The following is a 15,540-nucleotide window of genomic DNA, read 5'->3' on the forward strand; positions in this document are numbered from 1 at the left end:
GGACGACCCGCCGGGCCGCGCTCACCGCACGCCCGGCCCGACGGGCAGGTACGGTGCAAGCCGTCGGCGCGAGACGGTGCGCGGAACGGCTCCCGAGCGGGCCTCGCCGTCCGATCGTGGAGGGGACGGACCGGGGCCGATGCCGACAGCCCCCGGCCCGGTGAGGAGACCTGGTGGAGCGCCTGCCCGTCCGCGTGGGCGAGTTCGGCGTGCTCGACGCCCTCACCGACGTGGCGCACGCGGAGTTCGCCAACGGGGACCCGCGGCGGGCCGCCGAGCTCGCGGCGGCCGGGGTCGCGGTGGCCGACGCCATGGGCGACACGGCGTCCGCGCGGTACTTCCTCTTCACGGGCGGCCGGGCGCTGTTCGCCCTCGGCCACCCGGACGTGGCGCTGCAGTGGGCGGAGGAGCTCGAGCGGCGCACGGTCGACGACGACGAGCCCTACTGGCGCGCGAAGGCCGTCATCCTGCGCGCGCTGTCCATCCGTCGCGAGGGCCGGTACCACGAGGTCCTGGAGCTCATCGCCAAGGCGTGGGTGCTCGTCGGCACGCCCGACGGCACCCGGTACAACCAGGTCTCCGCCGCCGTGCTGCTGTCGGAGGCCCTGCGCACCGTGGAGCTGTACGAGCAGGCCGACGCGGTCATGTGGCAGGTGGCGCCGCTCATCGGGCACGGCGCCGTCCCCGGGGTCCTGGTCGAGGGCCTGCGCACCCTCTCGGAGTGGGCCGCCGGCCTGCAGCTGCTCGGGCGCCCCGAGGGCGCGCACCGGGTCGTGGAGACCATGGCGTCGCGGGCGCTGCTGCTGCTGCGGCTGACCGAGCACACGCAGGACTCCGGCCCCCGGCTGTTCGCGCACGTCGGGCTCGCGTACGCCGAGCTCAGCGCGGGGGAGCCCGAGATGGCCCTGCGGCACGTGGAGAGCGTGCAGGCCGAGGTGGAGCAGCGCCGTGGGCGGCCCGAGTGGTTCGTCGGCACCGCGACGCGCGCCGTCGCCCTGCTGGAGCTCGGCCGGCTCGACGAGGCCGAGCACCACCTGCGCGCGCTGCGGTCGGCGGCGGAGACCGGGCTGCGCGACGTGTGGTCGACGATGGCCGACGACGCGCTGCTGACCCTCGCGGTCCGCCGGCACGGGGACCACCCGGCGCTGGAGCACGCGTCGCGCATGTTCCGCCGCGCCCAGGAGCTGCTGTGGGCGGAGCGGTCGGAGCGCTTCGCCGCCATGCTCGCCCAGGTGCAGATCCACGAGCTGCAGGTGGAGTCGCGTCGCGTGGCCGAGCTCTCGGTCCTCGACGGGCTCACCGGCGTCGGCAACCGGCGGGCCATCCAGGGCTTCCTCGACCACGCGCAGGGGTCCGTCGGTGCGCTGTTCATCGACGTCGACAACTTCAAGGAGGTCAACGACACCTTCTCCTACCTCGTGGGCGACGAGGTGCTGGTGCGGATCGCCGACGAGCTGCGGGCCTTCGTGCGCCCCGGGGACCTCGTGGCGCGCTACGGGGGCGACGAGTTCGTCGTCCTCTTCGACCCCTGGCCGGCGGATTCGCCGGACCTCGACGCCCGGGCCGCCGAGCTCGTGGCCCGGGTGCGAGGTCTGGCGTGGGACCAGGTCCACCCGGGGCTGCACGTGACGATCTCCGTCGGCGCGGCCATCACCGCGGACTCCGCCACCCTGCTGGGCGAGCTGAGCCACGCGGTCCTCGACGCCAAGCGTGCCGGCCGCGACACGCGCGTCACGCGTCGGTCCTGAGCGCCGCGCGGGCAGGGCCCGCCGTGCACGGCGTGCCGGGGGATGATGGGCCGGTGATGCGCGCATGAGCCTGTACCGCGACGAGGCGATCGTCCTGCGGACGCACTCCCTGGGTGAGGCCGACCGCATCGTCACCCTGCTGACGCGCGAGCACGGCAAGGTCCGGGCCGTCGCCAAGGGCGTGCGCCGGACCTCCTCGCGGTTCGGCTCCCGGCTCGAGCCCTTCATGCGCGTGGACCTGCAGCTCAGCACCGGACGCACCTTCGACGTCATCACCCAGGCCGAGACGCTGGACACCTTCGGCCGGTCGATCGCGGGGGACTACGCGCTGTACACCACGGGCACCGTCATGCTCGAGACGGCCGAGCGGCTCGTCGCCGACGAGCACGAGCCCGCCCTCCAGCAGCACCGGCTCCTCGTCGGGGCGGTGCGGTCGCTCGCGCTGCGGGCCCACGCCCCGGGCCTCGTCCTCGACTCCTACCTGCTGCGGGCGCTGGCCGTGGCCGGGTGGGCGCCGAGCTTCACCGACTGCGCGCGCTGCGGCGAGCCGGGCCCGCACCGGGCCTTCGCGGTCGCCTCGGGCGGGGCCGTGTGCGCCCGGTGCCGCCCGCCGGGCTCCGCCGCGCCGGCGCCGGAGACGTTCGCGCTGCTCGCGGCCCTGCTCGTCGGGGACTGGGGCGTCGCCGACGCCAGCGCCGAGCGGCACCGCGGCGAGGGCAACGGGCTCGTCGCCGCGTTCTGCCAGTTCCACCTCGAGCGCAGCCTGCGGTCGCTGCCGATGGTGGAGCGCGTCTGATGGCCGGGCTGCGCCGCACGCCACGCGGCACCACGCCGGCACCGGCGGCACGCACGCGTCCCGCACCCGTCCCCCCGCCGCCGCACCCCAGCGGCGCGCGCCCGCCGCAGATCCCGCGCGAGCTCGTCCCGCGGCACGTGGCCGTCGTCATGGACGGCAACGGCCGCTGGGCCAACGCCCGCGGCCTGCCGCGCACCGCCGGGCACACCGCGGGGGAGGCCTCGCTGCTGGACGTCGTGGCGGGTGCCATCGAGATCGGCGTGCAGCACGTGTCGGCCTACGCCTTCTCCACCGAGAACTGGTCGCGCTCCCCGGAAGAGGTGCGCTTCCTCATGGGCTTCAACCGCGACGTGCTGCGGCGCCGCCGCGACCTCATGGACTCCTGGGGCGTGCGCGTGCGCTGGGCCGGGCGACGGCCGCGGCTGTGGCGGTCCGTCATCGCCGAGCTCGAGACGGCCGAGGAGCAGACGCGGGACAACACCGTCTGCACCCTGACCATGTGCGTGAACTACGGCGGCCGCGCCGAGGTCGCCGACGCCGCCCGCGCCATCGCCGAGGAGGTCGCCGCCGGACGGCTGCGCCCCGACCGCGTCGACGAGAAGCTCTTCGCCCGCTACCTCGACGAGCCCGACCTGCCGGACGTCGACCTCTTCGTCCGCTCGTCGGGGGAGCAGCGCACCTCCAACTTCCTCATCTGGCAGGCCGCGTACGCCGAGCTGGTCTTCCTCGACGAGCCGTGGCCCGACGTGGACCGCCGCCACCTGTGGCGCGCGGTGGAGACGTACGCCCGCCGCGACCGCCGCTACGGCGGCGCGGTCGACGCCGTCGCGGACGAGCAGGCCGGCCCCGCCACGATCGACCCCGCCACGACCGACCCCGCCACGACCGGCCACGCCACGACCGGCCACGCCACGACCGGCCACGCCACCACCGGCCGCGCCACCACCGACCCCGCCACCACCGACCCCGCCACCACCGACCCCGACGGGGACGGGACCTCCGGTCCGGACGAGGGCCTGCCGGCGCGGCCTACCATCGCCCGGTGACGGATGCGGGCGCGGCGTACGGGCTGGACGGCCTGCCGGTCGCCGCGGTCCTCCTCGTGCTCTTCGGCGGCGCGCTGCTGCGCTCGCACGCCATCTACTGGGCGGGCCGCGGTGTCGCCGCCGGCGCCGGCCGGGAGCAGGACCGCCAGCGCCGCGACGGCGGCCGCGGACCGGCGTGGTGGCGCGTCGCCGTCGAGCGCACCGCTCGTTGGTCGACCACGCCCCTGGTCCGGCGGGGCGTCGCCCTGGTCAGACGCTGGGGCGTCGCCGCGGTGCCCGTCGCGTACCTGACGGTCGGCATCCAGTCCGCGGTGTTCGCGGCGGCCGGGCTCGTGCGCATGCCCTACCTGCGCTTCGCGCTGGCGTCCCTGCCGGGTGCTGTGGCCTGGGCCGTGGTCTGGTCCACCGTCGGCCTGGGGGCGTGGTGGGCGGCGGTCGCGCTCGCCGCCCGCTCGCCGTGGGCGCTGCCCGCCCTCGCGGCGGTCGTCCTCGCCGCGCTCCTCGTCGCACGCCGCCGTCGCACCCGACCTCCGACCAGCGCCTCCACCACTACCTCCACCGCCGCGTCCACCACCGCCTCTTCCGCCGCTTCCACCGCCGCGTCCACCACCGCCGCATCCACTGCCGCCTCCATCGCCGCGTCCACGACCCCCTCCAGCGCTGCGTCCAGCACCGCCTCCACCGCTGCGTCCAGCACCGCCTCCACCGCCGCGTCCACCACCCACTCCACCAGCGGGTCGGCCGCCGCCCCGACGGACGTCCCGGCCGAGAGGGCCGGCCGGCCCCGCTAGGCTGGCGCGACCCCCCGTCCCACGGCACCCAGCCGCGGGACCTGCCGACCCAGGAGTGGATCCACCGTGGCTGCACCGTCCCGTCTGGACAACGTCGTCTCCCTCGCCAAGCGGCGTGGCTTCGTCTTCCCCAGCGGCGAGATCTACGGAGGCACCCGCTCCGCGTGGGACTACGGCCCCCTGGGCGTGGAGCTGAAGGAGAACATCAAGCGCCAGTGGTGGCGCGCGATGGTCACGAGCCGTGACGACATCGTCGGGCTCGACTCCTCGGTCATCCTGCCGCGCCAGGTCTGGGTCGCCTCGGGCCACGTCGGCGTCTTCACCGACCCCCTGACGGAGTGCCTGTCCTGCCACAAGCGCTTCCGTGAGGACCAGCTCCTCGAGGAGTACGCCGAGCGCAAGGGGCACGAGGCCGAGGGCGGCCTCGCCGGCGTGCCGTGCCCGAACTGCGGCACGCGCGGCCAGTGGACCGAGCCGCGCGACTTCAACATGATGCTCAAGACCTACCTCGGCCCGGTCGAGGACGAGTCCGGCCTGCACTACCTGCGCCCGGAGACGGCCCAGGGCATCTTCGTGAACTTCAAGAACGTCTACACCGCGGCCCGCATGAAGCCCCCGTTCGGCATCGGCCAGATCGGCAAGTCGTTCCGCAACGAGATCACGCCCGGCAACTTCATCTTCCGCACCCGCGAGTTCGAGCAGATGGAGATGGAGTTCTTCGTCGTGCCGGGCACCGACGAGGAGTGGCACCAGTACTGGATCGACACCCGGACGGACTGGTACACGGGGCTCGGCATCTCCCGCGACAACCTGCGGCACTACGAGCACCCGGCCGAGAAGCTGTCGCACTACTCCAAGCGCACCGTCGACATCGAGTACCGCTTCGGCTTCACCGGCAGCGAGTGGGGCGAGCTCGAGGGCATCGCCAACCGCACCGACTTCGACCTGTCGACGCACAGCGAGCACTCCGGCCAGGACCTGTCCTTCTTCGACCAGGGCAAGGGCGAGCGGTTCACGCCGTACGTCATCGAGCCCGCGGCGGGCCTCACCCGTTCCCTCATGGCGTTCCTCGTCGAGGCCTACGCCGAGGACGAGGCGCCCAACACCAAGGGCGGCGTCGACACGCGCGTGGTCCTCAAGCTCGACCCGCGCCTGTCCCCGGTCAAGGCCGCGGTCCTGCCGCTCTCGCGCAACGAGCAGCTCTCACCGAAGGCGCGCGACCTCGCCGCCGAGCTGCGCCGGTCCTGGAACGTGGACTTCGACGACGCCGGCGCCATCGGACGCCGCTACCGCCGCCAGGACGAGATCGGCACCCCGTTCTGCATCACGGTCGACTTCGACACGCTCGAGGACCAGGCCGTGACAATCCGTCACCGCGACGACATGTCGCAGCAGCGCGTCGCCCTCGACCAGGTGACGGGCTACCTGGCGCAGCGCCTCGTCGGCGCCTGAGAACGCCTCCCGGCCCAGCGCGTCGCGTCTCCTGGGCCGGCGTGGCCGGTGGTGCGGGCCGCTGTGCCCGGTGGTGCCGTCCCCGCCCTCGCCGGGGCGGGGACGGCACCACCGAGGGGTGACAATGGGACGGTGACGACCCTCGCGCCCGCCGCCGCCCAGGCCTCCCGACCGGATCCGGCGTACCCCCCGCTGCGGATCGGCCCGATCGTCAGCCGGACGCCGGTCGTCCTGGCGCCCATGGCCGGTGTCACGAACGCCGCGTTCCGCCGTCTGTGCCGCGAGCAGGGCGCCGGCCTGTACGTGGCCGAGATGGTCACCTCGCGTGCCCTCGTCGAGCGCAACGTCGAGTCGCTGCGGATCATCGCGCCGGACGGCGACTTCCGGCCGCGCTCCATCCAGATCTACGGCGTCGACCCGGCGACGGTCGGCGCGGCCGTGCGGATGGTGGTCGAGGAGGACCGCGCCGACCACGTCGACCTCAACTTCGGCTGCCCCGTGCCCAAGGTGACGCGGCGCGGCGGCGGTGCCGTGCTCCCGTGGAAGCGCGACCTGTTCCGCGGCATCATCACCGCCGCCGTCGAGGCCGCTCGGCCGGCGGGCGTGCCGGTGACGGTCAAGATGCGCAAGGGCGTCGACGACGAGCACCTCACCTACGTCGAGGCCGGCCTCACCGCCCAGGAGGTCGGGGTCGCGGCGGTCGCGCTGCACGGCCGCACCGCCGCCGACCACTACTCCGGCACCGCCGACTGGGACGCCATCGCGACGCTCAAGGAGGCCGTCACCGACATCCCCGTGCTCGGCAACGGCGACATATGGTCCGCGGAGGACGCCCTCGCCATGGTCGAGCACACCGGCGTCGACGGTGTCGTGGTCGGCCGCGGCTGCCAGGGGCGGCCCTGGCTCTTCGCCGACCTCGAGGCCGCCTTCGCGGGCCGTCCCGACCGCATCCGACCGGGCATGCAGTACGTCGCCGAGACGATGCGGCGGCACGCCACGCTCATGTGCGAGGTCTTCCCCAGCGAGTACAAGGCCCTGTCGGAGATGCGCAAGCACATGGCCTGGTACCTCAAGGGCTACGTCGTGGGCGGCGACCTCCGCTCGCGCCTGGCCCAGGTGTCGACCCTCACGGAGCTCGACGACCTCCTCGCCGAGCTCGACCTCGACCAGCCCTACCCCGGCGAGCCCGCCGAGGGCCCGCGCGGCCGCGCCGGCTCCCCGAAGCGACCCGCGCTGCCCGACGGCTGGCTCGACTCCCGCGAGCTCTCCGAGGACTTCCAGCGCCGCCTCGCCGAGGCCGAGCTCAGCGTGTCGGGCGGCTGACCGGACCGCACCGACGCGTCCCGGCGTCCTCCCGCGCGGTCGACCCGCCCTGGCCGCCCCGGGGTCGCGGTGCACACGGCCGCCGTCCACGGGACGCACGCGGCACGCCTCGAACGCGGCACCGCTCCAGGTCGACGTCAGACCCGGACCCGGGCCTGGTCGAGCGACCGGGCTATCGCGTCGCCGGTGCCCGACGAGTCGTCCGTCGGGTGCCCGGAACTCGTACACCGCCGGTGGCAACGTGGTGGCCTTCACCGGTCCGGGTCGTCTCGTCGAACCGTCGACGATGCGTGTGATGGTCAGATCGGCGCGGTGCACCTCGTGGTGGTGCCGGGTGCACAAGAGGATCCCGTTCTCGATGTCGGTGTGCCCGTTGTCCCTGGCCCACCAGCGGATGTGGTGGACCTCGCACCAGCGGGCGGGGACGTCGCACCCGGGGAAGGTGCACCCCTGGTCGCGCACGACGATGCAGCGGCGCTGGCGCCCGGTGAACAGGCGTTCTTCGCGGCCGAGGTCGATGGGCTGCCCGTCGGGCCCGATGACCAGGGCGGCGGTGTCGACGTCGCACAGCATCCGCGCGACCAGCGAGGGAGCCAGGACGTGCCCGTCGTCGTCGACGACGGGCGTCAGCCCGGTCAGGACCGGGCCGAGCACGTCCACGTCGGGCAGGTCCTCGGTGCAGGCGACGGGCGCACCAGCGGCAGGCGGCGTGTCCTGGCAGGCACGGGCGGCCTCGCGCTGCCGCAGCGCCTCCACGACCGAGGTGTAGGTGGCGAGGTCCGTCAGCAGGGTCAGGTGCGGGCGGACCGAGGCACCCGAGGGGCCGCCGTTCTTCTCCGCCAACGCTGCCCGCGCCAACGCCTCGAGCGCGTCGGCCATGGCCTGCCCGGAGGTGCGGTCCCCACCCGGGATCTGCCGGGTCAGCTCCAGCGCCCGCCGCAGCGCTGTGCCGGCGCCGGGGTCCAGGCAGCCCTTGACCCGGGTACCCATGTCGGTCTCGACCAGGTGCAGGTACCGGGCCCGGTGCTGGGCCTGGTACCGGGTCTCCACCGCGGGCGCGTCGATCTCGGCGGCCTTCTGCAGCAGCTCGCGCTTGAACCGGGCCGGGTCGACCTGCCCGGCCAGGTCCGTCAGCTCCGCCTGCCCCTCCTCCGAGGTCAGCACGGCCTTGACCTGCTCCGAGGCCGAGGCCAGGACCCCGGCCAGGGCGTCCAGGTGCGCCTCGGAGCGCACACCCGCCGCCACCGCCGCCCCGAACACCGGCGCGGCCTCCACCGCGCCGGCCTGGCGTTCCTGCCGCCTGGCCTCCGGCAGCCCGACCCGGTCCCGCCCCGCGATGCCCTCCGCCGCGGATCTGTCCCCGACCCCCTTCGGGGTCAGCCTCGAGTCCGCCGCGATCCACGCCGCCCGCGCCGCCGCCGTCGCCCCCGACACCGCCTGGAACAGCGACAGCACGTGCTGGCGCTGCGCCCGCGTGAGCGCCTCGGCCTGCCCGGCCCGTGCCCCCACACCACCCAGGGTCGACCGCACGCCCTCGAAGTCGGCAAGGAGCTCCTCGTACACGCGCAACACCTCCCTCGGCAGTAGTCGAACGCTTGTACCAGACCCTAAGCCCACGGCTCGACGCCCCGGAAGACGCACGATCGGGTGTTCCTGCAGGCCAGTCGTCCACAGGACCCACCCTGGGGACGACTCGACGGCCGCGGGCGGCGCGGACGATAGTCCCGGGAGCGCCCGTACGCGCACCCCGACACGCACCGCCAGAAGTGGACTCGTTCCAGACTACGGGTGATGATGACGACATGACCCACGGCACCGAGGACCGGCTGCGCGCCGCCGGCCTGCGTGTCACGGCCACGCGCCGCGCGGTGCTGGACACCCTCGGCGCCGCCGGCCGCCACGCGGCCGACCCCGCCAGCCCCGACCACCCGCACCTCACGGCGGCCGACGTGGAGCACGAGGTCCGGGCCCGGCTCGGCACCGTCTCCACGCAGGCCGTCTACGACTGCCTCGACGCGCTCACCGCGGCGGGGCTCCTGCGCCGGGTCGAACCGGCCGGGCACCCCGCGCGCTACGAGACGCGCGTCGGGGACAACCACCACCACCTCGTCTGCCGCAGCTGCGGCGCGATGGTGGACGTCGCCTGCACGCACGGCACCGCGCCCTGCCTGCGGCCCGACGACGACCTCGGCTTCGTCCTCGACGAGGCCGAGGTGACCTTCTGGGGCACGTGCCCGTCCTGCCACCAGGCAGCCACCGCCGACCTGCCGGCCGGTGCCCACCCCACCCGCTCCACCGAGAGGACCTCATGACCGACGTCGCGAGCCAGCCGTCCGCCCCCGGCGACGACCGCCCCGTGCTCACCAACCGCCAGGGTCATCCCGTCTACGACAACCAGAACCAGCGCACGGTCGGGGCCCGCGGTCCCGCCACGCTCGAGAACTACCAGTTCCTCGAGAAGATCAGCCACTTCGACCGCGAGCGCATCCCGGAGCGCGTCGTGCACGCGCGCGGCGCCGTCGCATTCGGCTACTTCGAGGCGACGGGGCAGTGGGGCGACGAGCCGATCTCCCGCTACACCCGCGCCAAGCTGTTCCAGGAGGCCGGTAAGCGCACGGACCTCGCGATCCGCTTCTCCACGGTCATCGGCGGCCGCGACTCCTCGGAGGCGGCGCGCGACCCGCGCGGCTTCGCCGTGAAGTTCTACACCGAGGACGGCAACTGGGACCTCGTCGGCAACAACCTCGGCGTCTTCTTCATCCGGGACGCCATCAAGTTCCCCGACGTCATCCACTCCCTCAAGCCGGACCCCGTCACGTTCCGGCAGGAGCCGGGCCGCATCTTCGACTTCATGTCGCAGACGCCCGAGGCGATGCACATGCTGGTCAACCTCTTCAGCCCGCGCGGCATCCCGGCCAACTACCGGACGCAGCAGGGCTTCGGCGTGAACACCTACAAGTGGGTCAACGCCGAGGGCGTCAGCCACCTCGTCAAGTACCACTGGATCCCGACGGCCGGCGTCAAGAGCCTCACGGAGGCCGATGCCGCGGTCATCCAGGGCGGCGACCTCGGCCACGCCTCGAAGGACCTGTACGAGGCGATCGAGCGCGGCGAGTACCCCGAGTGGGAGCTGCAGGTGCAGCTCATGACCGACGACGAGCACCCCGAGCTCGACTTCGACCCGCTCGACGACACGAAGGTCTGGCCGGAGAACGAGTTCCCGCCGAAGGTCGTCGGCCGCATGGTGCTGAACCGCAACGTGTCGAACCACTTCACGGAGAACGAGCAGATCGCGTTCGGCACCGGCGTCCTCGTCGACGGGCTGGACTTCTCCGACGACAAGATGCTCGTCGGGCGCACGTTCTCCTACTCTGACACCCAGCGCTACCGCGTCGGCCCCAACTACCTGCAGCTGCCCGTCAACGCGCCGCAGGCGCCGGTGGCGACGAACCAGCAGGGCGGGCAGATGCAGTACCGCGTCGACCCGGTCGGCACGAACCCCCACGTGAACTACGAGCCGTCCATCACCGGCGGCCTGCGCGAGGCGCAGTACCCGACCCACGACGAGCAGGGCCCGGAGATCACGGGCCGCCTGACCCGCAAGCGCATCCCGCGCACGAACGACTACACGCAGGCGGGCCAGCGCTACCAGCTCATGGAGCCGTGGGAGCAGGACGACCTCGTGCACAACCTCGTCACGCTCATCGGCCAGGCCGTGCGCGAGGTGCAGGAGCGCATGGTGTGGCACTTCCTGCTGTGCGACGACGAGCTGGGCGCCCGCGTCGGCGAGGGCCTCGGCATCAGCGCCGACGACGTCCGCCACCTGCCGCCGCTGGCCAGCCAGACGCTGTCCGACGACGAGCTCGCCCGCCTGGCGAACCTCGGCAAGAACGGCCCGCGCGACGTCACGGGCCTGCGGATGACGCACTGCGTCCCGAACGAGCGGGTGGTCCTCGCCGGCTGAGCGAGCACGCCAGCACCCACGTCCGGGTGAGCGACGGGGTCCGGCCGGGTGACCGGCCGGGCCTCGTCGTCGTCGGGAGGTCAGGACGGGCGCGACCACGCCGATGGGCCGCCTGTGTGCCCCGCCCGACGCGCCGCCGGCCTGGCGGCCCTCGCCGTCCTCGGCCTGGCCGTCGTCGGGACGGCCGGCGCGGCGCAGGCCGCGTTTCGGCGCGCACGACCGTCGGCAGCGCGTACGCGGCGGAGACCCTCGACCCGCCGACGGGGCTGACCGCGACCCGCAGCTGTGCGGCCGCACCGGCCCTGCGGGGCACGACGACGGCCACCACCGACCCCGTCGGCGCGAACGCGTCCGCGGGCTCGGTGACCCTCGCCCGGCCCACCGGTGTCGTCGCGGGCGACGTCCTCGTCGCCGTGGTCATGCACCACGACGCGACCTCGGACCCGGTCCTGCCCGCCGGGTGGACCGTCACGTGGCGCAACGGGACCGACGCGTCCGCGGTCGTCGCGATGCGCGTCGCCACGACCTCGGAGCCGTCGTCCTACGCGTTCAGCGGCCTGGACCCCGACGACGCCACCGCCGCGGTGCTGCTCGCCTGGTCGGGTGCGGACGCCACGGCGCCCGTGCTCTCCTCCGAGGGCTCCTCGGGTTCCGGCACGACCGCGACCGCGCCGTCGCTGTCCCTGGCCACCGCCCCCGCCCGGCTGGTGACGGTCTTCCTCGTCGACGACACCGCTGCCGCCGAGCAGCTGACCGTCGCGGCCGGGCCGACCGTGCGCGCCTCCGTGCACGGCACCGGCGTCCAGCCGGTGCGCGCCGTCGTCGCCGACCGCGCCGTGACGGCGACGGGTGGCACGGGTGCGACGACGGCGACGCTCTCCGCGTCGCGCGGCTGGCACGCGGTCTCGCTGGCGCTGCGCTCCGACGGGCGGCCGACCCCGGTGCAGCTCGGGTGGACGGCTCCCACCGACCCCTTCACCACCGGGTACGCGGTCACCCGGCCCACCGGCGACGTCGTGACCGTGGCGGGCCGGACCACCACGACCTGGTCCGACACGGCCGCGCCGACGGCCGGCGGCCTATGGACGGTCCGCGCGACGTCGGGGACCGGGCGCTCGACGGCCGTGACGGCGTCGGTGCCGGCCTGCTGAGCCGCCCGCCTCCGCCCGCCTCTCCGCGCGCGGCCGCTCCGGCGACGACGGCACCGGCAGCGTCGCCGCCACCGGTAGGAGGACCGCCGCGGCGACGACCGCGACGAGGCGGCCGGCCTCACCCTGCCGCGCCCACACCGCGGGCAGCCCGACGAGCGGCACCCGCAGGCGCGCCACGCCGCGCACGTCCGCGGGTGCCAGCGGGGCCCCGTCGTCGGAGCCGTTGGCGTCCCCCCGGGTGACGAGCGCCCCGTCCGGGCGGACGCTGCGCACGCGGTGCACCCCCGTGCGGCCGGTGCCGCCCGGCTCGTCGAACACCACGACGTGCCCCGGCAGCACCGGACCCGGCGGTGGGGCCGTCACCACGAGGTCACCGACCGCCAGCGCCGGCACCATCGACCCCGAGACCACCACGCGCGTCTCCCAGCCGACCACGGCCGGCAGCAGCGCCCACGTGCCCAGCCCCCCGACGCACGCCAGCACCGCCGTCGCCGTCGTCGCCGCCGTCAGCCCCGCCACCGCCCGGACGCGGGCGCCGAGCGGCCGTCGCAGCACGTGCCGCGGCGCCCCCGCCGCACGCGCCCGTGCCCGCTGCGCCCGCCGGTGCCGCCCGCTGCTCACGCGGACGTCCCCGCGCGGGCGGCCTCGCCGTGCACGACGACGCGGTCGCGCCCCTCCGCCTTCGCGCCGTACAGCGCGAGGTCCGCCGCGTGCGTGCAGCAGCCTCTCCGGCGACGTCCCGGCGTCCGGCGCGACCGCGACGCCGATGCTCACGGTCACCGCCGGTGCGTGGGTGCGCGCCGCCACCGCGCGCCGCGCCCGCTCGGCGACGGCAGCCGCGCGGTCCACCGGGGTGGCGGGCAGCAGGAGGCAGAACTCCTCGCCCCCGTACCGCGCCGGCAGCGCCCCGGGCGGCGCGACGGACCGCAGGACGGCGCCCACCGTGCGCAGCGTCTCGTCGCCGACGAGGTGGCCGTGGCGGTCGTTGACGGCCTTGACGTGGTCGACGTCCAGCAGCAGCACGGCCGTGGGGGCCCCGTCGTGCGCGTCGTCGACGAGCGCCTCGGACAGGGTCCGGTCGAGCGTGGCGCGGTTGGGCAGCCCGGTCAGCCCGTCCGTCTCCGCGAGGCGGCGCAGGCGGGCGACGAGGGCCGCGCGCGCCAGCGACTGCGCCGCGTGCGCCGCGGCCTGCTGCGCCGAGAGCAGGCGCCGCCGCTCGACCCCGGGCACCGCCCCGACCGCCCGGGCGAGCAGGCCGGGCGGTGCGACGTCGAGCACGAGCGCACCCGCGGCGTCGTCGAGGGCCCACGGCACGACGACGAGGTGCGTCGCCCCCGGCAGGTGCTCCCGCAGCGCGGCGTCGGCGACGGGGTCCGGGTGCTCGACGAGCAGCGTCGTGTGCGTGGCCTGGGCCCGCCGCACGACGGAGGCCGGACGGAGGTCCAGCGGCGTCTCGAGCCGCAGCACGCCGCTCGCGACGGGGGCCGTCGCCGCGACGCGCGCGGGCCCGGCCGCCGGCAGGCTCACGACGAGCGCGCGGCGCGCCAGGAGCTCGTCGTGCGCCAGGTCGGCCAGGAGCTGCGCCACGCGCCGCGCGTCGGTGCAGGTCTCGAGCTCGAGCAAGAACCGCGCGAGGACGTCCGCGTCGTAGCGCCGCCGCCGCAGCTCGCGCTCGTTCACCGCGGCGAACGTCGCCGTGCCCAGCCCCGCGGCCCAGAGCACGGCCAGCAGCTCGACGAGCTGCCGGTACGGGTACGGCCCGCCGAGGGGCACGTCGGTCCCCGTGAGCAGACCGGTGCGTGCCGCCTCGACGGCGACGACGAGCGCGATGGAGTGCCAGAGCGCGACCTTGAGCCCGGTCCGGAAGGACGTCAGCAGCGTCACCGCGGTCAGGTGCAGCAGGAGCAGGTAGGGCACCGGCCCGTCGAACCCCTCGAGGACGACGAAGGCCCACGCGAGGTGGGCGCCGTCGACCAGCACCGCCGCCGTCAGGGTCGCGAGCGCCACCCGGCGGCCCAGCTGCAGCAGCGGCAGCGCCGCCAGCGCCAGCACGAGGTGCAGGACGGCGACGAGCACGAGTGCGGGCCCGTCCTCCGGGCGACCCGCTCCGCCGCCCGCCCACAGCAGCGGCGGCCCGACGACCACCACCGCGACCCGCAGCAGCGCCGTCCAGCGCAGCCGGTCGCCGAGCGGGACCAGGCCGTCGCCACCCGAGCGCACCCTCATGAGGTACGCCCCACGGGCGTCGTCGGGCGGAAGCGCTCGGGCGGCTCCTCGCGCAGCGGCGCGAGCGCGAGCTTCGGGTCGCGCCGGTCGATGGTGTCCTGCACGAGCAGGAAGAGCAGGACGACGGCGACGAGGCCCAGCGGGAACGGGCTGCGCACGGCCACGCCGAGGGCGGTGGCCAGCACCGCGGCCGGCAGCGTGAGGGGCCCGGGCCGGGCGACGACGCGCTCGTCGCCGGCGGGGCCGGCGGAGCCACCGGTCAGCCCGCCCCCGCCCGAGCCCGACGACCCCGCGCCCGCGGCGGCGGCGGACCCCGTGGGGGACGGCATGGAGGACGGGGTGGGGGACGCGGAAGGGGATGCGTCAGGGGACGCGAGGGGGGACGGGACGGGAGACGTCGTGGAGGGCGGGCCGGCGGGCGCTGCGGCGGGGGAGGAGGCGGACGCGCGGGGCACGTCGGTCCCGGGCGCCGGGGCGGGGGGCGTGCCCTCCGTCCCGCGGGCCGGGGGCGGGGTGGGGCCACCGGGGGCCGGGGGTGCGCCGCCCGGCGCGGTCGGCGCGGGCGACGGCCCGGGGAGGGCCGGGCCGGCCGCCGGGTCGACGCGCCAGACGAGGTCGGCGGTGGCGGTGCCCCCTTGCGGCGCGCCGTCCTGCAGCACGACGGTCACCGCGAAGGTCCGCGCCTCCTCCGCCGGTCCGGGCCGCCAGCGGGTCGTGGCGCCGTGGACGCCGGCGTCACCCCAGCGGCTCAGCGTCGCCGCGACGACGGCTGGGCCGTCCGTGCTGTTCGACGGCACGCGGCCCGTGGCGTCCGCGGGGACGATGCAGCGCCTCGTCGCCGCGCACGACAGGTACGCCACCGGTCTCGGCACGTGGCGCGCGGGTCCGGGGGGGACGACCACCCGGACGTACAAGGTGTCGTACCGCCTGGCCGACGACAACGCCGCCCAGGGCAGGAACGTGCTCGTCGACCTGCGCTGGGAGGCGCAGAGCGTCACGCCCTGAGCCCCGGCCGCGACGGCGGCCGGGGCCCCGGGCAGCGG

11 protein-coding genes and 2 pseudogenes are annotated in these 15,540 nt (G+C 75.5%); 10 read left to right on the forward strand and 3 right to left on the reverse strand.

The window, feature by feature from the left end; translation table 11 throughout:
• Positions 1-173 precede the first annotated feature (173 nt).
• The 6 genes and pseudogenes from AC2TDM_RS07140 (at position 174) to dusB (ending at position 7,156) form a co-directional block, all read left to right on the forward strand.
• Complete coding sequence (locus tag AC2TDM_RS07140) at positions 174-1,748, forward strand: GGDEF domain-containing protein (protein WP_090032939.1); 1,575 nt, start codon at positions 174-176, stop codon at positions 1,746-1,748.
• Positions 1,749-1,812: 64 nt separating this feature from the next.
• Positions 1,813-2,544 (forward strand): DNA repair protein RecO, encoded by a 732-nt coding sequence (gene recO, locus AC2TDM_RS07145; protein WP_484636221.1) that lies wholly within the window; start codon positions 1,813-1,815, stop codon positions 2,542-2,544.
• A pseudogene (locus AC2TDM_RS07150) lies at positions 2,544-3,374 on the forward strand (isoprenyl transferase); the annotation flags it as partial. The gene recO and the pseudogene AC2TDM_RS07150, both read left to right, overlap by 1 nt.
• A 212-nt stretch (positions 3,375-3,586) precedes the next feature.
• A complete protein-coding gene (locus AC2TDM_RS07155; protein WP_175499483.1) occupies positions 3,587-4,381 on the forward strand; it encodes a DedA family protein in 795 nt (264 codons plus the stop codon).
• A 66-nt stretch (positions 4,382-4,447) separates the two neighbouring features.
• Positions 4,448-5,833, forward strand: coding sequence for a glycine--tRNA ligase (locus AC2TDM_RS07160; protein WP_090032943.1), 1,386 nt, complete (start codon positions 4,448-4,450; stop codon positions 5,831-5,833).
• Between the two features lie 132 nt (positions 5,834-5,965).
• Complete coding sequence (gene dusB, locus AC2TDM_RS07165) at positions 5,966-7,156, forward strand: tRNA dihydrouridine synthase DusB (RefSeq protein ID WP_484636222.1); 1,191 nt, start codon at positions 5,966-5,968, stop codon at positions 7,154-7,156.
• A gap of 306 nt (positions 7,157-7,462) precedes the next feature.
• Here dusB and AC2TDM_RS07170 read toward each other — a convergent pair.
• Positions 7,463-8,146: pseudogene (locus AC2TDM_RS07170) on the reverse strand (HNH endonuclease signature motif containing protein); the annotation flags it as partial.
• A gap of 812 nt (positions 8,147-8,958) precedes the next feature.
• Here AC2TDM_RS07170 and AC2TDM_RS07175 point away from each other — a divergent pair.
• The 3 genes from AC2TDM_RS07175 (at position 8,959) to AC2TDM_RS07185 (ending at position 12,271) form a co-directional block, all read left to right on the forward strand.
• Entirely contained in the window at positions 8,959-9,468 is a 510-nt protein-coding gene (locus tag AC2TDM_RS07175; RefSeq protein WP_090032946.1) for a Fur family transcriptional regulator, read from the forward strand.
• The gene (locus AC2TDM_RS07180; protein WP_484636223.1) at positions 9,465-11,120 is read left to right on the forward strand and encodes a catalase; all 1,656 of its coding nucleotides are present in this window, start codon (positions 9,465-9,467) and stop codon (positions 11,118-11,120) included. The genes AC2TDM_RS07175 and AC2TDM_RS07180 overlap by 4 nt, the downstream gene beginning before the upstream one ends.
• Before the next feature lie 362 nt (positions 11,121-11,482).
• Positions 11,483-12,271: a hypothetical protein gene (locus AC2TDM_RS07185; protein WP_484636224.1), complete on the forward strand. Its 789-nt coding sequence runs from the start codon at positions 11,483-11,485 to the stop codon at positions 12,269-12,271.
• Here AC2TDM_RS07185 and AC2TDM_RS07190 read toward each other — a convergent pair.
• Together AC2TDM_RS07190 and AC2TDM_RS07195 are read right to left on the reverse strand one after the other, a co-directional pair.
• A complete protein-coding gene (locus AC2TDM_RS07190; RefSeq protein WP_484636225.1) occupies positions 12,200-14,497 on the reverse strand; it encodes a signal peptidase I in 2,298 nt (765 codons plus the stop codon). The genes AC2TDM_RS07185 and AC2TDM_RS07190 overlap by 72 nt on opposite strands.
• The gene (locus AC2TDM_RS07195; RefSeq protein ID WP_139224414.1) at positions 14,494-14,826 is read right to left on the reverse strand and encodes a hypothetical protein; all 333 of its coding nucleotides are present in this window, start codon (positions 14,824-14,826) and stop codon (positions 14,494-14,496) included. The genes AC2TDM_RS07190 and AC2TDM_RS07195 overlap by 4 nt, the downstream gene beginning before the upstream one ends.
• Before the next feature lie 292 nt (positions 14,827-15,118).
• Here AC2TDM_RS07195 and AC2TDM_RS07200 point away from each other — a divergent pair, with 292 nt between their 5' ends.
• Positions 15,119-15,502 carry a hypothetical protein gene (locus AC2TDM_RS07200; protein WP_139224415.1) on the forward strand — a complete coding sequence of 128 codons (384 nt, stop codon included), beginning with the start codon at positions 15,119-15,121 and terminating at the stop codon, positions 15,500-15,502.
• Positions 15,503-15,540: the final 38 nt, after the last annotated feature.

The sequence above is a fragment of the Cellulomonas sp. plas2 genome (assembly GCF_057221735.1).

Coding starts and splice junctions, on each gene's coding strand:
- recO (WP_484636221.1), top strand. CDS start 1,813: ATGAGCCTGTACCGCGACGAGGCGATCGTCCTGCGGACGCACTCCCTG.
- AC2TDM_RS07175 (WP_090032946.1), top strand. CDS start 8,959: ATGACCCACGGCACCGAGGACCGGCTGCGCGCCGCCGGCCTGCGTGTC.
- AC2TDM_RS07180 (WP_484636223.1), top strand. CDS start 9,465: ATGACCGACGTCGCGAGCCAGCCGTCCGCCCCCGGCGACGACCGCCCC.
- AC2TDM_RS07190 (WP_484636225.1), bottom strand. CDS start 14,497: ATGAGGGTGCGCTCGGGTGGCGACGGCCTGGTCCCGCTCGGCGACCGG.
- AC2TDM_RS07195 (WP_139224414.1), bottom strand. CDS start 14,826: ATGCCGTCCCCCACGGGGTCCGCCGCCGCCGCGGGCGCGGGGTCGTCG.